We start from the raw sequence: 23098 nt of genomic DNA, 5'->3' as shown, positions 1-23098 counted from the left end.
ACCCTTAAACGACAAAAGGCCGGATTTTAAATCCGACCTTATTATCTTTTGCAAATAAAGCAGTTATTAAGCCAATTTTGTGATATGCACAGCCAATTTTGACTTCAAGTTAGCAGCTTTATTCTTGTGAATAATGTTACGCTTAGCTAACTTATCCAAAATTTTCTGCACTTTCGGATACATGGCAATAGCTTCTGCCTTGTCAGTTGTAGCACGAAGTTTCTTCACTGCATTACGCATGGTTTTTGCATAATATCTATTGTGAAGTCTTCTCTTTTCGTCTTGTCTAATTCTCTTAATAGATGATTTGTGATTTGCCATCTCGACTAATCTTTAATATTGTTCTTGATTTTGTTTATTTTGTAGCCCGTGGGGGAATCGAACCCCCCTTTCAAGAATGAAAATCTTGCGTCCTAACCGATAGACGAACGGGCCAAGCCTTAAGCCCAGAGGAAATCCCTCTTTTTGAAACGAGGACACACATCTCTCGTTTGCGGATGCAAAGGTAGTAAGTTTTTTTATTCCGCCAAAATATTAAAGGTTTTTTTTATACTTTCTGTATGTCAAGGCTCAGAAGAACATGTTTGAGCGGGCGGGATTACAATACATTGAAGTGTTTCAGTGCGTTCTGTATGCCGTCATCGTCTACCGAGGTCGTCACATAATTTGCCGCGCTGCGAACCGGTTCTGCCGCGTTTCCCATTGCCACGCCCAACGCCACATGGCGCAGCATCGGAATATCGTTGCCCCCATCGCCGAATGCCATTGTTTCGCTCAGGTCAATGCCGTAATAAGCCAACACGCGGTCGATGCCTTCGCTCTTGCTATTCCCCCGCACGATTATATCGGCAAAGAGAGGATGCCAGCGCATGGGTACACAGTGTGTCAGCACTTCTGAGAAAAATTTCGGTTCTTCGCTTTCGCCAAAATAGCCCATTATCTGCAACACGTCTTTATTACGCATCGCTTCGGCGGACATAAGCGGGGGAACTGATACTTCGAGCAGACGGGACACGTTTTCCACATCGTCATTAATATGTGTAATATACCATCCGCTTTCGTCTACAAAAACGAACGGGATTTCCGGATAGCGGCGGCAATAGGATGTGAGGCGTTCGATATCGTCTTTGGGAATACAGTTCTTATAAATGTCTTGATGGTCGGCAGTGAAACAGTGCGAACCGTTCAGGGTAACATAACCGTCGAACTCAAGGTCGCCCACAGCCTCCATCATCAGCATCTTCGGACGCCCCGTAGCGATAAACACTTTAACGCCTTTTGCGCGCAACAGCCTCAACGCTTCGCGCGTAGACGCAGGTACTTTATGGGTTTTAAACGAAACCAGTGTCCCGTCCACATCAAAGAAAATTGCTTTTACCATAAGAAAAAACAGCTTTAGATTCCGCTGCAAATTTACCACAAAATCCGTTATCCGCAATGTGGGCGATGGGAATAAAATGCCAAAGCATTTTGCCGCTCCACTACACGTTACGGGCGGTAACAACATGCTCAAAAAACGCATGGGGTAGAACCGTAAAAAACTACCGCATGAACCGGCCAACGCTATGGGATGCGCAGGTAAACACATGCGGTAGTTTTTTACGGGAGGTTCAGGTACTTGTTTTACAATAAATTGTATCTTTGCATACACATCAAAAAAACAGGAAAAACGATGGACTATCAGTTTCATAAAATTGCCGTAAAAATAGGCAGCAATGTATTAACACGCCGCGACGGGACGCTGGACGTTACGCGGATGTCGGCACTGGTCGACCAAGTGGCAGAGCTTCATAAGGGGGGCGTCGAAGTGGTGTTGGTTTCATCGGGAGCGGTTGCTTCGGGACGCAGCGAGGTGAAGCCTCAACGCCGGTTAGACAGCGTGGAACAGCGTCAGCTTTTCTCCGCCGTAGGTCAGGCAAAACTGATTAACCGTTATTACGAACTCTTCCGCGAGCATGGCATCACCGTGGGGCAGGTGCTTACCACGAAAGAGAGTTTCGGCACGCGCCGACATTACCTGAACCAGCGTAACTGTATGCGGGTGATGTTGGAAAACGGGGTTATCCCCATCGTCAACGAAAACGATACCATCTCCGTCACCGAACTGATGTTTACCGATAACGACGAGCTGTCGGGCATGATTGCTTCGATGATGGATATGCAGGCGTTAATCATTCTGAGTAACATCGACGGCATTTATAACGGTTCTCCTTCCGAACCGGGTACGTCGGTCATCCGGGAGGTGGAACAGGGCAAGGATTTGTCGGACTACATCCGCACAGAGAAGTCGGGTTTCGGGCGGGGCGGTATGCTGACCAAAACCACCATTGCCCGCAAGGTTGCCGACGAGGGTATCACGGTAATTATAGCCAACGGAAAGCGGGACAACATACTGCCCGACTTGTTGTTGCGTCCCGATGAAACGGTACACACACGGTTCATTCCCGCATCGGAAGAGGTTTCGAGCGTTAAGAAGTGGATAGCCCACAGCGAAGGATTCGCCAAAGGCGAACTGCACTTGAACCAACATGCCACAGAGGTTATCCGGGGCGACAAGGCGGTGAGTATATTGCCCATCGGGGTAGAACGCATCGTGGGCGACTTTGAGAAGGATGACATCGTAAAAATAATGGATGCCGAAGGGCAGCCTATCGGTGTAGGACGCATTGCTACCGACTCGGCAGAAGCCCGCAAACAGTTGGGTAAACACGGTCAGCGTCCATTGGTGCATTACGATTATCTGTATTTGGATTAACTGAGCTTGCATTAAGAAACAGTTTTGATTTTACTCAATAATTTATAATGCGAATCAGAAGTTGGCTTCCTAATTCGCATTATAAAATTACATCTAAATTTCTTACTCAAAATGTTATCAATATACATAAATAAAGGATATATAGTATTATCACTCCTTTTATGCTTATGTGTGTGTTCTTGTAAACAAGAAAAAACAATAGAGAAAAACTTCGCAGTTTCCCAGAAACTTCAACCATCCTTAAAGACTCTCCAAGAAATCATCAAGTTTGGTAACATATATACAACGACAGATTATCTAGTATTGCGTGATGCCCATTCAAATGCTACCGATTTCTTTTATGTATATTCTCGTCCCAATTTGAAATTTCTTTATTAGACATTATATCGAATAAGGTATTAGGTCACTGATAACCAATACCTCTGTTCTTTATTCTGTATAAACTCTATTCTTTTGGACATAGAGGAAACGGTCGAAATGAATATTTGATGCCAACTGTCATTAAAAATATGCCATCCAATCAATTCGCGTTCAGAGATCATGCCACAGACAACTATGCAACTTTTCTTCTGACAGACTCCACAGCCATATTGTTAAATGAGACCAAACATCCAGTTTCAGACGGACGTTTTTTTTGGGAAATCAACTATGTAGCTAATCAACAATATTTCTTAAAAAGAAGTAATAGTAGATTATCAACACGTGAATTATGGAATTTGGACGATTATTATTCATTGGATAAATTGCCTAATACGTTCACTTTGGAAAAAGAACTAGGTGATGCTTATTATACAGAGTTTGATGACTACTGGCTTTCTGTCTCACAAACTTCTTTTGCTGTAGCATACTTCTTTATTAATCGATTAGAATTTGGTAAAATAAAAAATGGTAAATTAAAATTAAACGGTTTTGTCGGAGTTACCGATGCTCCCGATTTCTATTTATTTGAAGAAGCAAAGCCCGGAGGAAAATATAAATACAATGTAGATAATAACGTGGTTTATTATGAGGCCTTAGCTTCAACTCCAGAAGGGGTATATGCTTTATATTCGGGAGTCCCTTGGGGCGATTTAGAAAAGAAACATTCTTCTATAATAGAATTTTATAATTGGGAGGGAAAACCTATTAAACAATTTATTTTAGAAGAGCCCTTATCAGATTTTGTAGTAGATGAAAATCGCAAATTAATTTATGGAATTAACCCTGATTCACACGAGGATGCCATATTAGTTTTCAATTACAATGATTGAACAGAATTTGCTATGAAAAAATATATTTTTATTCCTTATATCAAATTTATTAGACAAACAGAACCTCATATAAGAATAATCGTCAGTGTACGTACTTCCAGCCAACTTCACACCTCAACAGACCGTTCTATTACTTATTTCCGCAAATGGTAAAAAACTTACGGATAGACTCAAAAAAATAAATTGATGGATAGTTTTCAGTTTCTTTTCAGAATTGCATGATAAGTTTGCCGCAGAAACATAAAAAGGATTGGGTTATGAAAAAAGTATCTTTTTGGACACTGTTAATCAGTGGAATGCTCACATTGGCTGCATGTAGCAATGACAATGAGCCTACAAACAACGATGGTAACGTGCCACAAGCTGTATTAGACGATTTCCAAACCCGATTTGGAGATACACGTGCAAGCTGGTCGATACAAGACGGATATGCCGTTGCCAACTTCACGGATGACGGAGGAGAAGCTACGGCATGGTATGAACTGAACAGCGCAAGCTGGGGAATGACGAAAACTGAAATCCCGTTTGCTTCGCTGCCTGAGGCTGTAAACACGGCGTTCAGCAGCAGTACTTACGCATCGTGGACGCACGACGACACCGTGGATGTATTGGAAAGAAACGGCGTTCCCACTCTCTACGTGATTGAAGTGAATAACGCCGGATTGGAATTCGATATCTGCTACACAGAAGATGGCATTATGATAAGCGAAGAGGTGGACTCGGACGGCAAGCCGAACGACTACACAGGTTACCTGCCTCAAGCTCCGACAACCGGTATCAACAGCTGGATAGAACAAAACTATCCGGGAGCGAGAATCGTGGATATTGACAAGGAAGATAACGGAACGGAAGTGGAAATCATCTATGACAACTCAAAGTATGAAATCTGGTTCGACAAGTCGGAAACATGGCAACGGACTAAGAGAGAATACGGAAAGCGGAATATCCCCGATGTAGTAACGACGTTTGTCAATACTAATTATCCGAACTACCGAATCGATGATGTGGACCAATACTTCACACCAGACAACACGGAAGGATATTACTGTATCGAATTAGAGCAAGGCGACCGCGAACATAAGGTTTATATGGATGCAGCCGGCAATGAAATCCAACGTCCGGTAAGCGACATCCCCACCGATGGCGGAGACTCACAAGGCACACTCAAAGGTATTAAGAATGTACTGAATGAAAAGTATCCGGGCTACCGCATCACAGACAGAGATTTCGACGACGGACTGATTGAAATAGAAATCCGCCATGACGGTAAAGAAAAAGATGTATACTTTACCCACAGCGATGAAACTTGGGTATATACCAACTACGACATTCGTTCAAGCCAGCTTCCGGAAGCAGTTAAGTCAACGTTGAACAACAAGTACGGCACACATTCTTACCTTGACGAAGATGCCGAATGTTACGAAACACCCAAAGGAACTTACTATGAAGTAGAAGTATGGGATGAGATGGATGTCCTTCTCGATGAAACCGGCGAAATCCTTCGCATTGACGATTAACGATTGAAAAGTCATTACTGACATACGAGGTTGATACCTCAAATCATTCAGGCACGGATTACTGAGATACACGTTTTTTTACAAAAGCGAATGTATTTAGAGTGAAATCCGTGCCTGTTTTGTGGTATTTATCGAAATCTTTCGTATTTTTGACGAAACAAACTAAATCACACCATGGACGAACAAATAAAACAAATAGGCGAACGAGTACGCGGATTGCGTGACGCTTTAGACTTGAGCATCGAAGAAATGGCAGCAGATTGTCAGCTTGATTTGAAACAATATCAGCAAATCGAGTCGGGCGAAAGTGACATCTCGGTAAGCACCTTGCAGCGCATAGCTCACCGGTTTGACATTCCCCTTGATGTACTGATGTTCGGTGAAGAACCGAAAATGAGTTCGTATTTCCTCACACGCAAAGGAACAGGCATCTCTGTAGAACGCACCAAAGCCTACAAATACGAGTCGCTGGCTTCGGGATTCCGCAACCGGAAAGCCGACCCGTTTATCGTTACAGTAGAGCCTAAACCCGATGATACACCAATGTATTACAATACGCATAGCGGACAGGAATTTAACTTAGTTATAGAAGGACGGCTGTTACTCAGCATCAACGGAAAAGAATTGGTCTTAAATCCCGGCGACAGCCTTTACTTCAACTCTTCCCTTCCCCACGGCATGAAAGCATTAGACGGGAAAACGGTTAAATTTTTAGCTATCGTTATGCAATAACAAACAACTTGATACATCCATGTTAGAAAGATTCTTAGAACAGACCCATTTCACCTCACAAGAGGATTTCATAAAGAACTTTAAAATAAAAGTACCCGAAAACTTCAATTTCGGATACGATGTAGTAGACGCATGGGCAGCAGAATGTCCGGATAAGAAAGCATTGCTTTGGACAAACGATAAAGGAGAACATATCCAATTCACTTTTGCCGACTTGAAGAAGTATAGTGACATGACGGCTTCTTACTTTCAAAGCCTCGGCATCGGACGCGGTGACAAGGTAATGCTTATCTTGAAGCGTCGCTATGAGTTCTGGTTTTCCATCATTGCCTTACATAAACTGGGGGCGGTAACAATACCTGCCACTCACTTGCTTACAAAGAAAGACATCGTATACCGCTGTAATGCTGCCGATATAAAAGTAATCGTCGCAGCCGGAGAACCGGTCATCACGGGACATATCTCAGACGCAATGGCGGACTCTCCTTCGGTAGAGAAACTGGTAAGCGTAGGGCCGGAATATCCGGAAGGATTCGAGAATTTCCACACGGGCATCGAACATGCTGCTCCTTTCGTACGTCCGGCTCAAGTAAACACAAACGATGACATCTCACTGATGTATTTCACGTCCGGCACTACGGGTGAGCCTAAAATGGTGGCTCATGACTTTACTTACCCGTTAGGACATATTTCTACGGGATGCTTCTGGCATAACCTGCATGAAGACAGCCTGCATTTCACCATTGCCGACACGGGATGGGGCAAGGCTGTATGGGGAAAACTTTACGGTCAGATGATAGCCGGAGCCAACATCTTCGTGTACGACCATGAGAAGTTTACCCCGGCAGATATTCTGAAAAAAATACATGATTATCGTATTACATCGCTTTGTGCGCCTCCAACCATCTATCGCTTCCTGATACGTGAAGACTTATCGAAGTATGATTTATCATCATTAGAGTATTGTACTACGGCAGGAGAGGCATTGAACTATTCGGTTTACGAGACTTTTAAAAAGATAACGGGCATACGCCTGATGGAAGGCTTCGGACAGACAGAAACGACACTGACACTGGCTACTTTCCCGTGGATGGAACCGAAACCGGGAAGCATGGGCGTACCTAATCCGCAATACGACATTGATTTGCTGAAACCCGACGGACGTCCGGCAGAAGACGGCGAGCAGGGACAGATTGTGATTCGCACCGATAAAGGAAAACCGTTAGGCTTGTTTAAAGAATACTATCGCGACCCTGAACTTACTCACGAGGCTTGGCACGATAATGTTTATTATACGGGCGACGTGGCTTGGCGCGATGAAGACGGTTATTATTGGTTTGTGGGACGTGCGGATGATGTGATTAAAAGTTCAGGCTACCGGATTGGACCGTTTGAAGTAGAGAGCGCACTGATGACTCATCCGGCAGTTGTTGAATGTGCCATCACGGGAGTGCCCGACGAAATACGCGGTCAGGTGGTTAAAGCAACCATCGTTTTGGCTAAGGATTATAAAGACAAGGCAAGCCCCGAACTGATAAAAGAGCTTCAAGACCACGTTAAGCGCGTAACGGCTCCTTACAAATATCCGAGGGTGATTGAGTTTGTCGACGAACTTCCGAAAACCATCAGCGGAAAAATCCGCCGCGTAGAAATTCGCCAAAAAGACGAGAGAAGCGAATAACTTGATACATAAAAAACGGGATGCAGCGTTTGTTCTACATCCCGTTTTTTTTATTGAAGTGACTCCAACTTTTAACAGACTTGTTTTCAGCGCTTTCCGGTTTAGTCAGGAACATTGAAAAACACTAACGGTAAAACCCAGTAACTCTCCGAATAGAAATGGTTAACGCATCCGCATGAGATATGCCAAACTAACGGTTGCGTTTTTTAGGGGGATATACAGACCAAGTATTTCTTCCTGTGACCGTGCAAGACAAGAACATTTAAGCAGGTTCACTCTCCGCTTATCCATTTTCGGTTACTCGTTTGCCTCATTTTTTTCTTGCTCTTCCATTTTACGGGTTACAAACTGAATTTTCAGATTGGCTTCTTTCTGTTCTTTCTTTATTTCTTCAATACCCGACAAAATACGTGCGAGATTACTTAATTCAGCTATTGCTTTCACATCATTCGGCTGCATATAAGTGGTATAGTTACGGTCGCCAATAAACTCCAAACGTATATTCTTCTTATCACGGTTTGCTGTTATAAAGGCAATTACGCCACCGTCATTACCCAATTTATAGTCAGCCTTTTCGATATTCCGCCCCAAATCGGTAGTTTCATAGCTGTCCGGCGAATCAGGAGTCTGGGCAAACATGTCGCCAACACTGACTTTCACCGCCGTATGATGGATACTTCCTCCAGCGCAATATATAGAAGTAACAGACATTTCACCCGCTTCGCTTACTTGTCCGCGCAAGAACGAACGCCCGATATTCCGTTCAACGACCTGAGTAGGATAAAAATAATTACCCGTTTCCTGATAAGCCGTATCTTTTTCCAAAACAAAATTTCCTTTAATCGAGTCGAGCGATGCCTGCTTGACTGCCATCATGCTGTCTAAATACGCCAATGTTTTCTTTTGTTCTTCCAGTTCGGCACGCTGCATCAATGCAATTCCTGCCTTACGAACTTCAAATGCTTTCGGATAGAGCGTACGAATGCTGTCTATCTGAAGTTTTACCAAATTATAATCTCCGGTAGCATAAGCTATTTCGGCACGTTGAAATAACTGTCCCGCTTTCTGCTCATCGCTGTTACAACCCGTCAGCACCGCAGTTAATGCCAAGACTCCAAACAAGATATTTTTTCTCATAACGGAATAAAATAGAATACATTATATAAATGAGTACCGGACAAAGGTAATAAGATTCACGCAGAACTTCATACGTAATCAGGTTTTAAGTTATAAAAAAACGCAAACACCAGACACTTTTTATTCTACGGTCACGGATTTTGCCAAATTACGAGGCTGGTCAACATTCATGCCCCTACAAACTGCAATATGATATGCCAACAACTGTAACGGAATAGCGGCTATCAGCGGATTCAAACACTCCAGCGTCGGCGGAAGTTCGATACTGTAATCGGCAAGGCTGCGAATCACGGTATCGCCCTGCGTAACAATGGCCACTACCCTCCCCTTACGTGCCTTGATTTCTTGAATATTGCTGACTATTTTTTCATAAAGTGCCGATTGAGTAGCGATTACCACCACCGGCATTTCCGCATCTATCAGCGCAATCGGGCCGTGTTTCATTTCGGCGGCAGGATATCCTTCGGCATGAATATAAGATATTTCTTTCAGTTTCAAGGCTCCTTCCAATGCCACCGGATAAGCATAACCACGTCCCAAGTAAATAAAATTACGCGCATAAGTAAACATTTTAGACAAGTCGGCAATGAAAGCATTTTCCGATAACACCTGTTTCATTTTACCGGGGATTTCCATCAGGGCAGCAACCGTATCGTGGTATTCTTTTTCAGGAAGCGTACCTTTTACTTTACCGAGAGCGAGTGCCAGCAAAGCCAGTACCACCACCTGACCTGTGAAGGCTTTTGTAGAAGCCACCCCGATTTCCGGACCTACGTGAATATAAGAGCCTGTATCAGTGGCACGTGCGATAGAAGAACCCACTACGTTGCAGATGCCATATATAAAAGCCCCACGCTGTTTGGCAAGTTCGATGGCAGCAAGCGTGTCGGCTGTTTCCCCACTCTGCGAAATGGCTATCACCACATCATCCGACGAGATAACCGGATTGCAATAACGGAACTCTGAAGCATATTCTACCTCTACCGGGACACGGCAGAATGCTTCAATCAACTGCTTTCCTATCAGTCCGGCGTGCCATGAAGTTCCGCAGCCCACTATCACAAAACGCTTGGCTTCAGCCAGTTTTTCTTTGTGCGTATCTACCGCCGACAATAGAACTTCGCACGTATTCGGGTTAATCCTTCCGCGCATACAATCGCTGATGCAATCAGGCTGGTCGAAGATTTCCTTCAGCATGAAATGAGCATATCCTCCTTTTTCCAACTGCCCTAAATTCATGGCTACGGTTTGTGCTTCGTGAGCACACTCAACATTATTTAAATCGACAATCTTCAAAATTTCGCCTGCCCGAAGCACAGCTATCTCGCCATCTTCCAGATAAACCACCTTATTAATATAAGACACCATCGGAGTGGCATCGGATGCCAAAAAGTATTCCCCCTCGCCTATGCCTACTACCAAAGGACTGCTTTTGCGTGCGGCAACTATCTCGTCGGGGCGGTTACGGTCGATAACCGCAATGGCGTATGCCCCTACGACTTCACGCAAAGCCAACTGTACTGCGGTCAACAAATCGGGTGCGCCGTGGGTTTGAATGTAATCAATAAGCTGTACCAACACCTCTGTGTCGGTGTTACTCTTAAACACATAACCTTTTGCGCAGAGTTTCTCTTTTAGCGTAGCATAATTTTCTATAATCCCATTATGCACCAAAGCCAGATTACCATGACAAGAACAATGTGGATGCGCATTCGCTGTACTCGGTTCACCGTGGGTAGCCCATCTCGTATGTGCGATTCCCACATGCCCTGACACGTCTTTACCTTCTGTCTCCCGTTCCAAATCGGCTACTTTTCCTACCGATTTATAAACATTCAACTCGCCTTTCTCATTTATCAATGCCACGCCTGCACTGTCATAACCTCTGTACTCCAACCGGCGTAATCCGTCAATCAATACCGGATAAGCCTTCCGCCTTCCTATATAACCTACAATTCCACACATAATACGCTGTTTATTTAACCAAATATTATAAATAATTACATAATAGCATCATATATTCTGGTTATCTGTTTATTTTGTATCAAAAAGAAACAAACCATCCTGCTGCAAAATTAATTTATTTCCCAATATAAGAGGCTATCTGAACTATTTTTTATAACTTTAGGAAAATGTAGGCAGACAAGGAAAACTTTCCGATAGCATAGCGTGTTTTATTTTTAGTAATAATCACTTAAAACCATACAATTATGTTACATAAAATGCCGGAACTTCCGTATAAGACGGAAGAACTTGCTCCGAAAATGAGCAAAGAAACTTTTGATTTCCATTACGGAAAACATTTACAGACTTACGTAGACAACCTGAACAAACTTATCGCAGGTACTTCTTTTGAAAATTCAACACTGGAAGATATCATCCGGCAAGCCGATGGAGGCATTTTCAACAATGCGGCTCAAACGTGGAATCATACATTTTTCTTCTTAAGCCTGACGCCTCATCAGCCTCAAATGCCTGCTGCACTAAAAGATGCGCTTACACGCGATTTCGGTTCGGTAGATGCTTTTAAAGAAGAATTTACAAAAGCTGCAATCGGACTGTTCGGCTCGGGCTGGACATGGCTGGTGGCAGATAAAGACGGACATTTATCAATTATCAGCGAATCCAATGCCGGTAATCCATTGAAACGCGGCTTGACTCCTATAATGACTATCGACGTTTGGGAACATGCTTACTACATTGATTATCGCAACCGACGCGCCGATTTTGTTAAAACATTCTGGGAACTGGTTAACTGGGAATATATCGCCGCAAAATTACAAGCGGTACTATAAAAATTCTACCCGACAAACAGGTCAACTCTACTCATAGCAACGAATAGCTTGTCGGCTAAAAATTTTATTCTATTGGGTAATAAATGAGAAAGTGAATACGCAGGAACTTATCCTAACATCAGTTTAGGAAAGCCCCTGCGTTATTTTTTTCAGAAAAACAGATGATTATCTTCTCAGAAAGCCTCTTTGCGCTTTTTGCTTGTCAGTATCAGATAAAGACCTAAAACAATAAGTGGCACGCTCAACCACTGACCAATATTCAAGGTCATGCCTACTTCTTCTGCCACTTGCGGATTTTTCATGAATTCCAATCCGAAACGTGCACCGAAGAAAATCAATAACGAAACGCCCGTTATCAATCCCACGTGCCGCTGTAAACTGTATTTATGATACATCACCCACGAAACAATCAGGGCAACGAAACAATAAAGCATTTCGTAAATTTGAGTAGGATGGCAGGGTAACGATGCTCCGTTCTGGTTATATAGCTCCTGCCACTCACGCGAACGGACAAACTCAAATCCCCACGGCAATGAAGTAGGATAACCGAATATTTCAGAGTTCATCAGATTACCAAACCGAATACACATACATACCACAGCTACGGCAGGTATCATGCGGTCGAACAGCCACCACACGCTTTTCCGCGTGACTTTCTTCGAATACCAGACAAGTGCCAGAATCAATGCAAATACTCCGCCATGACTGGCAAGTCCACCTTTCCATATTTTGAAGATCTCGGCGGGATGTGCGCCATAGTAATCCCATTCGTAAAACAGGCAGTGTCCTAATCGGGCACCAATCACACTGCTCACAATACAATAAATAAAAAGTTTGTCTGCCCAATTATCGGGATAACCTTCCTTTTTAAACAGGCGCGATACCATTTCGTACGCAAAGATAAATCCCAATCCCCACATCAGTCCATACCAGCGGATTTCCAAAGAGCCTAAATGAACCAATACAGGGTCTACATCCCATACAATGCTTGCCAATGTCATAACTTTATTCTATAAATTACTTGTCTGAATGTTCTACTTCTGTCAATTTTCCGGTGGTAGAATTAATAATAAAACCACGCACCACAATATCATTCGGGATAAGCGGATGATGTTCAACAATGTGCATACTGCGGCGAACAGCCTCGCAGCCATCGTCAAAACCGCTCAGCCATGCCCGCAAATCCACCCCACAATATTCCATCATGTCAATATGATCTTGCGAAACACCTCTCTCGCGCATGTGGTTCAGCATGGTTTCGCTGTCCATGTGTTGTGCTCCGCAGTCGGAATGCCCGATAATCATCACCTCTTTCACCCCCAGTTCATAAATGGCAACCAACAGACTCCGCATTGCACTGCCAAAAGGGTGAGTTATCGTCCCACCGGCATTCTTTATCATCTTCACATCGCCGTTTTTTATCCCTAACGAAGCCGGAAGCAATTCCGTAAGGCGTGTATCCATACACGTTACGATAGCTATTTTCTTATCCGGATATTTATTGGTGATATACTTTTCATATCCTTTTTGAGAGACAAATGCGTTATTGTATTCCAACAAATCGTCTATCATAATTGCTCCTTTCTTTCCTGTTTTTGGCAAAAGTACATACTTTATTTGACAAAAAACAAATAATCTGTATTTTTGTAGAAAATTCAAACCAAACAAGCGAATTATGTCAAAAGAATTAGAACTTAAGTACGGCTGTAATCCTAACCAAAAGCCGGCACGCATTTTTATGCAAGAAGGCGAACTGCCTATTGAAGTATTAAACGGACGTCCGGGGTATATTAATTTTCTGGATGCTTTAAACGGATGGCAGTTAGTGAAAGAACTGAAAGAAGCTACGGGAATGCCTGCTGCTACTTCTTTTAAACATGTTAGTCCGGCGGGAGCTGCTATCGGTCTTGAACTGGATGATACGATGAAACAGATTTATTTCGTCGACGGTCTGCCGCTTTCCCCGCTTGCCAACGCATACGTACGTGCCCGCGGAGCGGATCGTATGTCTTCTTATGGCGACTTTATAGCACTTAGCGATGTATGCGACGAAGCAACCGCCCGCTTTATCAACCGCGAAGTGTCTGACGGAGTTATCGCTCCGGGATATACCGACGAAGCACTGGCTATCTTGAAAAACAAACGTAAAGGGACTTATAACGTTATCAAGATAGATCCGGAATATAAACCGGCTCCCATCGAACACAAAGACGTATTCGGTGTAACCTTCGAGCAGGGAAGAAACGAAATCAAGCTGAATACGCCGGAATTGTTTGCAAACATCCCTACACAAAACAAGAATTTTACCGATGCAGCCAAGCGCGACTTGATGATTGCTCTCATCACGCTGAAATATACACAATCGAACTCGGTTTGCTACGTTAAAGACGGACAGGCTATCGGTATCGGTGCAGGTCAGCAAAGCCGCATCCACTGTACGCGCCTCGCCGGAAACAAAGCCGATATCTGGTATTTACGCCAGCATCCGAAGGTATTAAACCTGCCGTGGGTAGAGAAAATCCGCCGTGCCGACCGCGACAACACTATTGATGTTTACATCAGCGATGATCACGACGACGTATTGGCTGACGGCGTTTGGCAGCAATTCTTCACCGAGAAACCCGAAGTTTTAACTCGCGAAGAAAAAAGAGCATGGCTGGACACACTGAAGGGTGTATCGCTGGGGTCGGATGCATTTTTCCCATTTGGCGACAACATCGAACGTGCACACAAAAGCGGTGTAGAATATATAGCGCAAGCCGGAGGTTCGGTACGCGATGACAATGTTATCGAAACCTGTGACAAGTACGGAATTGCGATGGCATTTACAGGAATCCGCTTGTTCCATCATTAATAGTAATCCGGACACGGAACCAACAGATAACCATAGCTCAGACACGTTGTTGGTTCCGTGTCTTTTTTATCCCCCCAAACCCTCCCCGGCATATCTGCTTGCCTAAAATATACCATAGTGTCATCTTTTTAGACTTTTCTTTCATTCCTTCCGTTTCATTTCGCCTACTTTTGCCTTAAAAAAGCATAGGTTCTATGAAAACACCCTCACTATTATTATCGTCATTCTTATGCGCGGCGCTCACCTTGCCGGCAGCAGCGCAGCATGTTTGCCCGAAAGAAGCGTGTGCAAACTTCAAAGGCAAAGAAATATACATTCCAAAAGACTTGCAGGGAATGGATTTAACAGACACGGCTTCGGTATGGAGTTACCACCGCTTGTGCTGTACAGATAATCTGGCTATATTCTGGCAAAAAGGCTTCGGCAATGATTTATCCAACCCTCCCCGCTTAGAAGGTAAGGAAATGAAAGTAGACATGAAAAACCTTACCGAGAAGTTGGAGCATTTCTACACGTTCTTCCGAGATACCCTTCAATTTACCAAGCCCGGTTCAAACAGCGACCGGTACCGGATGATGGTGATGCTGAATTATTCGCTCGAAGGAACAGCGTACGGCGGAGACTATGACGGGGTTATCGGGGGCTTATGGGTAGCACCGAACCGCATTCAGGATGAAAAGCTGAACTGCGTGGCACATGAGTTGGGGCATAGTTTCCAGTCGCAAATTACCTGCGACGGTGCGGGAGAAGCATGGGGAGGATGCGGATTTTTTGAAATGGCATCGCAATGGATGCTTTGGCAAGTAAACCCCGACTGGCAGACCGATGAGCGTTACCACTGGGAAGCATTCACCAAACTATCCCACAAGGCTTTCTTGCATTTGGAGAATATTTACCACTCTCCTTACGTACTTGAATACTGGAGTACCAAACACGGCAAGCCGTTTATAGCTGAAATGTTTCGTCAGGGAAAACGTGGAGAAGACCCCGTGATTACTTACAAGCGCATGACTAAACTCTCACAAGGCGACTTCTGTGATGAGATATTTGATGCTTGCCGGCATTTCATCAACTGGGACTTCGACCGGGTATGGAAAAACAGCCGGCCGTATGCGAATCAGTATACTTGCCGGCTGATAGCGCAACCTGAAGGATGGTATCAGGTAGCCGCTGAAAATTGTCCGGAGAATTATGGTTTCAATGCCATCCCGCTTGTTGTGCCCGAAAGCGGTAAAAAAGTGGAAGTCACTTTCGAAGGAATAAGCCAATCCATTGAGGGGTACACCGCCGTCAATTCTGACAAAGCAGGATGGAGATACGGATTCGTAGCAGTGACTGCCGAGGGGAAAAGCATTTACGGAGACATGGAGTCAGCTCCAAGCGGGAAACTAAGTTTCCAAACACCCGATAACGCCCAACTGTCTTACCTCTGGCTGGTGGTTATGGGCGCGCCTACCGAACATTGGATGAACCCGTCTCCTGAGAGCAACGAGAAAGATGCCCAATGGCCTTATCGTATAAAACTGAAAGGCACCACGCCCAAGAATTGATTTTTCACTATTTTTGTCGCATCACTTTTTATTATTATAACCATGTTTGCAAAAGAAACTTATATGAACCGCCGAAATACGCTCAAAAAGAGTGTCGGCTCCGGACTTTTACTGTTTTTAGGAAACGATGAAAGCGGAATGAATTATGAAGACAACACCTATCCGTATCGTCAAGATTCTTCTTTTTTATACTTTTTCGGACTTCCGTATGCCGGATTAAATGCCATCATTGACATTGATGAAGACCGTGAAATTATATTCGGTGACGAGTTGACCATCGACCACATCGTGTGGATGGGAACGCAACCTACTTTGCACGAAAAGGCGCAACGGGTGGGCATCGGCGAGACACGCCCCTCTGCCGACCTGAAAGCGTATCTTGAAAAAGCACGGAAAAAGGGACAGGCGATTCATTACCTGCCCGTTTATCGCGCCGAACATCGCTTGAAGCTACTCGACCTGTTGGGTATCAAACCGGGCACCGAACAGCCTTCGGTTACGTTCATCAAAGCAATCGTAAACTTACGAAACTATAAAACAGCCGAAGAAATCGTTGAAATCGAGCGGGCTTGCGACGTTACCGCCGAAATGCACCTTGCCGCCATGCGTACGCTGCGCGTCGGGATGAAAGAATGCGAAGTGTCTGCCGCCCTCGAAGCAGTGGCTCAGGCACACGGTTGCTCTTTGTCTTTCCCCACGATTGCAACGGTATGCGGACAGACTTTACACAACCATTATCACGGACATACCGTGAAAGAGGGCGATATGTTATTGGTAGATGCGGGAGCAGAAACCGCTATGGGTTACGCCGGCGACATGTCGTCTACGATTTGCGCGGGTAAGAAATTTACATCGCGACAAAAAGAAATTTACGATATACAGGTAGCGTCTCACCGGGCTGCCATCGATGCGTTAAAGCCGGGCGTACCGTTTAAAGAGGTTTACGAATTGTCATGCCGCGTAATCTGCGAGGGACTGAAGGCGTTAGGACTGATGAAGGGAGACCCTGCCGAAGCGGTGGCTGCCGGAGCGCACGCCATGTTCTTCCCTTGCGGACTGGGACACATGATGGGGCTTGATGTTCACGACATGGAAAACCTCGGCGAAGTATGGGTAGGCTACAACGGAGAACCTAAAAGCACACAGTTCGGACGCAAATCACTGCGTTTGGCACGCCCGCTCGAACCGGGATTCGTTCTGACCATCGAACCGGGTATTTATTTTATCCCTGAACTGATAGATTACTGGAAAGCAGAGAAACGCTTCACCGATTTCATTAACTACGATAAGCTGGAAAGTTACCGCGATTTTACCGGACTGCGTAACGAGGAAGATTATCTGATAACCGAAACCGGAGCACGCCGCTTGGGTAAGAAGATTCCGTTGACAACCGAAGAAGTGGAGGCACTGCGATGAAAAACGACAACAAAGCGATTGTATACGCCTGTCTCGCCGTATTGAGCTGGTCGACCGTAGCTACCGCCTTTAAGATAGCTTTAAAGAATCTTACTTACTTTGAATTACTGTTGGTGGCAAGCCTTACCTCGCTCGTCATATTTACCATTTTGCTCACCGTTCAGCGGAAATGGCGGCTCGTTTCCCGGCTCACCCGCAAACAATGGGGATATTTTGCGGGAATGGGACTGCTTAACCCGGTGGCCTATTACCTTACGCTGTTCAGCGCGTATTCCTTCCTACCGGCACAGGTGGCCCAGCCCATCAACTACGCATGGCCCATCGTACTGCTCATCTTGCTGGCTCTATTCGACGGACAACCCATTCCGAAAAAGAAATACATCGGCATGTTTGTTTCTTTGGCAGGTGTTGTTCTGATTTCACTCGGAACAGGCAATGCAAGCGGAATGAATATAGCCCCCGTCGGATTGCTGCTTGCCGCACTCAGTGCCGTGTTATGGGCAAGTTACTGGCTGATTAACAACAAGCAAAAAAATGAGACAGACAGCAGCGTGGTTTTATTTATGACATTCCTGTTCGGGTCGGTCTACTTGGTAATAGGAGCCGCTTTTGTCGGGGTTGACCTAAACACACTTCCGGGCATCCTTTCAGGAATCTACGTGGGAGGGTTCGAAATGGGTATTCCGTTTATTTTCTTCGGGCTGGCAATGCGGAAAACCAGCAACCCAGCTTTGGTGAACCAACTGTGTTACCTCTCGCCGTTCATGTCGCTGTTTTTCATCGCAGTGGTATTGGGCGAAAAAATCGTATTCACTACCTATATCGGTTTGATACTGATTGTGGTCGGCATCATATTCAACCAATATTTCGTAAAAGGAAACGCTCAGACGACGAGTAATTCCACCTCTCAAAAATAAAACAATATTACCGCCGTTTTTTCAATATAAACATACATAAAAAACGCTACCCATAGCACAGCGGTATGCTATGGGTAGCGTTAACCAACACTACGGCTAATTTTCAGCAACACATGCGGATAAATTCCGGCAGCATCCGCCGAAAGTCGTTACACACACATTTTCAAGCTCTTACAAAAACCGGAATCTTCTACTTCGATATTCATAAAAACTTACACTCCCGTCTGCTCTTTCTCTTTATTATTAATGTATCGCCCTGCCCGTTTTTATAGCTTTTGCCGTCTGCTTTAAAATCTACATGATTGCTTATTTTTTGAACTAATTTTATGGTAAAGAATAAAAATAAATGCCTAAATTTGCCACGCTTTTTAATATTTCGAGGATGGTAAAAGGGATAAAACAACTTTTAACGTTTAGGGTAGCTCTTGTCGTTTCAATAAGAGTCAGGTTCATCTATGCCCTTGTTTCATTCCTTTACACTTCGCCATCAGCAGCTGAATCACAACAGTTTACCAGCCAAAAGCGAATAGAAAACAGCGTTTTCCGAATATACCGTTTTCTATTCAGACAAATAAGAACAGCGATACGTCTTATTCAGTCTCACCATACCCACAGTTCGGTCAATTATCTTTACCGGCTTCAGAAAATTCAGATTTAGCCGTCCGGACAAAGCGATGAGACCCGCATCAGACACACCCGAAAATGTCATTATTATAAATCTTTCTATATATGTTTTTCACATTTATCATAGTAGTAATTCTGACGGCAATAACCCTTGTGGTTGCAGCGTTGGCGATTGCAGAGCTTATATCTCCGCGTTCGTCTAACCCGCAAAAAGGCGAGCCGTATGAATGTGGTATCCCTACCCGCGGTAACTCTTGGGTTCAGTTTAAGGTGGGATATTACTTGTTCGCCATTCTGTTCCTGATGTTCGACATCGAAACAGTATTCTTGTTTCCGTGGGCAGTAGTGGCAAGTCAGATTGGAACTTACGCACTTGTCAGCGTCAGTTTCTTCCTTGTAGTATTAATTTTAGGCCTTGCTTATGCTTGGCGGAAAGGAGCATTGGAATGGAAGTAGAAAAAGGTACGAAGATTCGTTCGATGAAATACGACGAATTTAAGAACAACGACTACTTGGAACAACTCGTAGAACAGGTGAACCAAGACGGAGCAGGCGTTATTCTGACTACTTTCGACGAACTGATTAACTGGGGACGAAGCAACTCGGTATGGAGTTTGTTGTTGGGAACCAGTTGCTGTGCCATCGAATTTATGGCGCTGGGTGCTGCACGTTATGACATGGCACGCTTCGGTTTCGAAGTAACACGTAACTCTCCTCGCCAGTCAGACGTTCTGGTGGTTATGGGAACCATCAACTATCGTACAGCTCCCGTAATGAAACGTTTGTACGACCAGATGGCAGAACCGAAATATGTGGTAGCCGTAGGAGGATGTACCATTTCGGGCGGTCCGTTCATCAAGTCTTACAACGTAGTAAACGGTATCGACAAGGTAATTCCGGTCGATGTTTTTATCCCCGGTTGTCCGCCGCGTCCTGAAGCATTCTATTACGGACTGATGCAGTTACAACGCAAGATGAAGGTAGAACACTACTTGGGAGGCTTGAACCGCAGCCATGCACACGACGAAGAAGGCAACGATACCGAAAAGGCGAAAGGAGGTAACCAATGAAACGTGACGATATAATAAAAAACATACAAGGAGCTGAAGTTTGCCCGGGAAACGCCGGAGTAATCAAAGTACCTTTGAGCGCTTTCCGCAAGGTTGCCGAAGGACTGAGAAATGACCCACAAAGCCCTATGGATTTCCTGCGCGACGTAGTAGGTATGGACTGGGGAGAAGAAGGTTTGGGAGCTGTTTATTTCATGGAATCGACTGTGACGGGCGACACCGTTGCCATCCGTACTGCAACGACCGACCGCGAACAACCCGTACTGCCCACGGTGAGCGACCTGTGGAAAACTGCTATCATCAAAGAACGTGAAGCATACGATTTCTTCGGAATCCTGTTCGAAGGACATCCCGACATGCGCCGCATCTTCTTGCGCGAAGACTGGATAGGATGGCCGCTGCGTAAGGATTACGACATGAATTCGAACCCGCTGCGTTTGGACAATGAATACAACAGCGATATTACAAAAGAATACCGCCTGCTGCCCGACGGGACATTAAAAGGCATTGACCACAGAGTATTCGGCGAGAATGACTTTGTAGTGAGCATGGGTCCTCAACACCCGTCTACCCACGGTGCATTGCGTATGCGTATCGCCCTGAACGGAGAAATTGTGAAAAAAGTAGATCCGATATTGGGATACATCCACCGCGGTATCGAAAAAATGAACGAAAGCCTGACTTATCCGCAGACTCTCGGTATGACCGACCGTTTGGATTACCTGAGCGCACACCAAAGCCGTCATGCCCTGTGTATGTGTATCGAACAAGCTGCCGGTATCGAAATCTCCGAACGTGCCAAATATATCCGTACCATCATGGACGAATTGCAACGAATCGATTCGCACTTGCTTTTCTATTCTTGTTTGGTATTGGATATGGGTGCCATGACACCGTTCTTCTACGGATTCCGTGAAAGAGAGATGATACTTGACATCTTCGAAGAAACCACCGGCGGACGACTCATCCAGCATTATAACGTGATAGGTGGCGTACAGGATGACATTCACCCCACTTTCTGCCAGAAAGTGAAAGAATTCATCAAACACTTGCGTAGTGTCATCAAAGATTACCATGCTATTTTCACAGACAATGTCATCGCCGACACCCGTATGAAAGGCGTGGGCATACTGACGAAAGAAGAAGCCATCTCGTTAGGATGTACCGGAGGTACAGGACGTGCCACAGGCTGGGCTAACGACGTACGTAAACGTCATCCGTACGGACTGTATGATAAAGTGGACTTCAAGGAAATCACCCTGACTGAATGTGACACATTCGCACGCTACATGGTTCGTATGAACGAAATCATGGAATCATGCCGCATCATCGAACAATTGATTGATAACATTCCGGAAGGTGAATTCCGCGTGAAGACTAAACCCATCATCAAGTTACCCGAAGGTATCTGGACATCGGCAGTAGAATCAAGCCGTGGAGAATTCGGCGTGATGATAGAAAGTCACGGAGACAAAACGCCGTACCGTATGCACTTCCGGTCTACCGGTCTGCCATTGGTACAAGCAATGGACACCCTGTGTCGCGGATGGAAATTTGCCGACCTGATTGCCATCGGTGCTTCGGCAGACTTTGTGATTCCAGACATCGACCGATAAGATAAACACAACGTTCAAAACCAATTATTACAAATATGAACCAAGCATTTTTAGATTATTATAACCTACAACCGCTCTTGACAGCCATCCACTCGTGGTTGTGCGGCATCATGCCCGAAGGCCTTGCCATTTTCCTTGAGTGCGTTGTTGTAGGTGTCATTATTTTGGTATTGTATGCCGTGCTTGCCATCATCCTTATCTACATGGAACGTAAGGTCTGCGCAGCTTTCCAATGCCGTCTCGGTCCGAATCGTGTAGGAGGAAAAGGAGGTTTACTCCAAGTACCTGCCGACGTAATCAAGATTCTGATAAAAGAGGTCATCAAACTGAAAGATGCCGACCGTTTCCTTTATAATTTGGCTCCTTTCTTGGTGATTTTAGCTTCTATCCTGACTTTCTCTTGCTTACCGTGGCACAAAGGCGGAGAAATCCTTCACATGAATATCGGTATCTTCTTCGTTATTGCCGCTTCGAGCATCGGTATTTTAGGTATCCTGCTCGCCGGATGGAGTAGTAACAGCAAGTATACGCTCATCGGTGCGGTACGAAGCGGAGCCATGATTATCAGCTACGAACTCTCAGTGGGTATATCTGTGCTGACTATGGTTGTGTTAAGCGGAACCACCGATATTCAGGCAATCGTTGAAAACCAAGCAAACGGTTGGTATATATTCAAAGGACATATCCCTGCCATTTTATGCTTTATCATCTATTTGATTGCAGGTAATGCTGAAGCCAACCGCGGTCCGTTCGACCTTGCAGAAGCAGAACAAGAGTTGACAGCCGGTTATCATACCGAGTATTCGGGTATCCATTTCGGCTTCTTCTATCTGGCAGAATATCTGAACTTGTTCATCGTAGCCGGTATCGCCACTACACTGTTCCTCGGAGGATGGATGCCATTCCATATATCAGGTCTGGACGGATTTAACGCCGTCATGGATTACATTCCGGGAATCGTATGGTTCTTAGGAAAAACATTCTTCGTGGTATTCCTGCTGATGTGGATTCGCTGGACATTCCCCCGTCTGCGTATCGATCAAGTATTAACATTCGAATGGAAATACCTCATGCCTACATCTTTAGTAGTATTGATACTGATGACTGTATGCAAGGTAGCAGGGTTAACGTTTTAATCAGTTGACAGGAAACCGATTGGTAAACATAACCATCTCGGTGGCCTA

Annotated in this window: 20 protein-coding genes and 1 tRNA gene; 14 read left to right on the top strand and 7 right to left on the bottom strand. The window is 44.8% G+C overall.

Annotated elements, in window-relative coordinates; all coding sequences use genetic code 11:
- Window positions 1–66: 66 nt before the first annotated feature.
- The 3 genes from rpsT to M3085_RS00205 form a co-directional block, all read right to left on the bottom strand.
- A complete protein-coding gene (gene rpsT, locus M3085_RS00215) occupies window positions 67–321 on the bottom strand; it encodes a 30S ribosomal protein S20 (RefSeq protein ID WP_178256762.1) in 255 nt (84 codons plus the stop codon).
- Window positions 322–363: 42 nt separating this feature from the next.
- Window positions 364–435, bottom strand: a tRNA-Glu gene (locus tag M3085_RS00210).
- Between the two features lie 163 nt (window positions 436–598).
- A complete protein-coding gene (locus M3085_RS00205; RefSeq protein ID WP_249052009.1) occupies window positions 599–1381 on the bottom strand; it encodes a Cof-type HAD-IIB family hydrolase in 783 nt (260 codons plus the stop codon).
- 291 nt (window positions 1382–1672) lie between these two features.
- Between M3085_RS00205 and proB the strand changes: the two genes are divergently transcribed.
- From proB to M3085_RS00180, 5 genes are all read left to right on the top strand, one after another.
- Window positions 1673–2755 (top strand): glutamate 5-kinase, encoded by a 1083-nt coding sequence (proB, locus tag M3085_RS00200; RefSeq protein ID WP_191710561.1) that lies wholly within the window; start codon window positions 1673–1675, stop codon window positions 2753–2755.
- Between the two features lie 416 nt (window positions 2756–3171).
- The gene (locus M3085_RS00195; RefSeq protein ID WP_317239262.1) at window positions 3172–4005 is read left to right on the top strand and encodes a BF3164 family lipoprotein; all 834 of its coding nucleotides are present in this window, start codon (window positions 3172–3174) and stop codon (window positions 4003–4005) included.
- 257 nt (window positions 4006–4262) lie between these two features.
- Window positions 4263–5522, top strand: coding sequence for a PepSY-like domain-containing protein (locus M3085_RS00190; RefSeq protein ID WP_249052007.1), 1260 nt, complete (start codon window positions 4263–4265; stop codon window positions 5520–5522).
- Between the two features lie 174 nt (window positions 5523–5696).
- The gene (locus M3085_RS00185; protein ID WP_178255533.1) at window positions 5697–6254 is read left to right on the top strand and encodes a helix-turn-helix domain-containing protein; all 558 of its coding nucleotides are present in this window, start codon (window positions 5697–5699) and stop codon (window positions 6252–6254) included.
- Window positions 6255–6273: 19 nt separating this feature from the next.
- The gene (locus M3085_RS00180) at window positions 6274–7935 is read left to right on the top strand and encodes an AMP-binding protein (protein ID WP_249052006.1); all 1662 of its coding nucleotides are present in this window, start codon (window positions 6274–6276) and stop codon (window positions 7933–7935) included.
- 297 nt (window positions 7936–8232) lie between these two features.
- Here M3085_RS00180 and M3085_RS00175 read toward each other — a convergent pair whose 3' ends face one another.
- Together M3085_RS00175 and glmS are read right to left on the bottom strand one after the other, a co-directional pair.
- Window positions 8233–9072 carry a hypothetical protein gene (locus M3085_RS00175; protein ID WP_178255531.1) on the bottom strand — a complete coding sequence of 280 codons (840 nt, stop codon included), beginning with the start codon at window positions 9070–9072 and terminating at the stop codon, window positions 8233–8235.
- A 120-nt stretch (window positions 9073–9192) separates the two neighbouring features.
- Window positions 9193–11037: a glutamine--fructose-6-phosphate transaminase (isomerizing) gene (glmS, locus tag M3085_RS00170; RefSeq protein WP_249052005.1), complete on the bottom strand. Its 1845-nt coding sequence runs from the start codon at window positions 11035–11037 to the stop codon at window positions 9193–9195.
- A 245-nt stretch (window positions 11038–11282) separates the two neighbouring features.
- Here glmS and M3085_RS00165 point away from each other — a divergent pair, with 245 nt between their 5' ends.
- Window positions 11283–11867, top strand: coding sequence for a superoxide dismutase (locus M3085_RS00165; RefSeq protein ID WP_249052004.1), 585 nt, complete (start codon window positions 11283–11285; stop codon window positions 11865–11867).
- A 173-nt stretch (window positions 11868–12040) separates the two neighbouring features.
- Here M3085_RS00165 and lgt read toward each other — a convergent pair whose 3' ends face one another.
- Together lgt and M3085_RS00155 are read right to left on the bottom strand one after the other, a co-directional pair.
- A complete protein-coding gene (lgt, locus tag M3085_RS00160; RefSeq protein WP_178255528.1) occupies window positions 12041–12868 on the bottom strand; it encodes a prolipoprotein diacylglyceryl transferase in 828 nt (275 codons plus the stop codon).
- Between the two features lie 16 nt (window positions 12869–12884).
- Window positions 12885–13439 (bottom strand): beta-class carbonic anhydrase, encoded by a 555-nt coding sequence (locus M3085_RS00155; protein WP_191710556.1) that lies wholly within the window; start codon window positions 13437–13439, stop codon window positions 12885–12887.
- A 103-nt stretch (window positions 13440–13542) separates the two neighbouring features.
- On the opposite strand from M3085_RS00155, the gene M3085_RS00150 reads away from it, so the two are divergent.
- The 8 genes from M3085_RS00150 to nuoH all read left to right on the top strand — a co-directional run bounded on the left by M3085_RS00150 (window position 13543) and on the right by nuoH (window position 23050).
- Window positions 13543–14721 carry a phosphoribosylaminoimidazolecarboxamide formyltransferase gene (locus M3085_RS00150; protein WP_204499578.1) on the top strand — a complete coding sequence of 393 codons (1179 nt, stop codon included), beginning with the start codon at window positions 13543–13545 and terminating at the stop codon, window positions 14719–14721.
- A gap of 194 nt (window positions 14722–14915) precedes the next feature.
- Window positions 14916–16271, top strand: coding sequence for a DUF6055 domain-containing protein (locus tag M3085_RS00145; protein ID WP_249052003.1), 1356 nt, complete (start codon window positions 14916–14918; stop codon window positions 16269–16271).
- Window positions 16272–16313: 42 nt separating this feature from the next.
- The gene (locus M3085_RS00140) at window positions 16314–17687 is read left to right on the top strand and encodes an aminopeptidase P family protein (RefSeq protein WP_249052002.1); all 1374 of its coding nucleotides are present in this window, start codon (window positions 16314–16316) and stop codon (window positions 17685–17687) included.
- A complete protein-coding gene (locus M3085_RS00135; protein WP_249052001.1) occupies window positions 17684–18604 on the top strand; it encodes a DMT family transporter in 921 nt (306 codons plus the stop codon). The genes M3085_RS00140 and M3085_RS00135 overlap by 4 nt, the downstream gene beginning before the upstream one ends.
- 729 nt (window positions 18605–19333) lie before the next feature.
- Entirely contained in the window at window positions 19334–19684 is a 351-nt protein-coding gene (locus M3085_RS00130) for an NADH-quinone oxidoreductase subunit A (protein ID WP_178255522.1), read from the top strand.
- Window positions 19675–20298 carry an NADH-quinone oxidoreductase subunit B gene (locus tag M3085_RS00125; RefSeq protein ID WP_204499571.1) on the top strand — a complete coding sequence of 208 codons (624 nt, stop codon included), beginning with the start codon at window positions 19675–19677 and terminating at the stop codon, window positions 20296–20298. Before M3085_RS00130 ends, M3085_RS00125 begins: the two co-directional genes overlap by 10 nt.
- On the top strand, window positions 20295–21914 hold the full coding sequence (locus M3085_RS00120) for an NADH-quinone oxidoreductase subunit C (protein ID WP_225230981.1): 1620 nt from the start codon (window positions 20295–20297) through the stop codon (window positions 21912–21914). Before M3085_RS00125 ends, M3085_RS00120 begins: the two co-directional genes overlap by 4 nt.
- A gap of 35 nt (window positions 21915–21949) precedes the next feature.
- Complete coding sequence (gene nuoH, locus M3085_RS00115; protein ID WP_178255520.1) at window positions 21950–23050, top strand: NADH-quinone oxidoreductase subunit NuoH; 1101 nt, start codon at window positions 21950–21952, stop codon at window positions 23048–23050.
- Window positions 23051–23098: the final 48 nt, after the last annotated feature.

This window comes from Bacteroides caecicola, from assembly GCF_023337095.1.
GTDB lineage: Bacteria > Bacteroidota > Bacteroidia > Bacteroidales > Bacteroidaceae > Phocaeicola > Phocaeicola gallinarum.
Note: the sequence above shows the minus strand (reverse complement) of the source record. Positions and strands in the feature narration are given on the sequence as shown.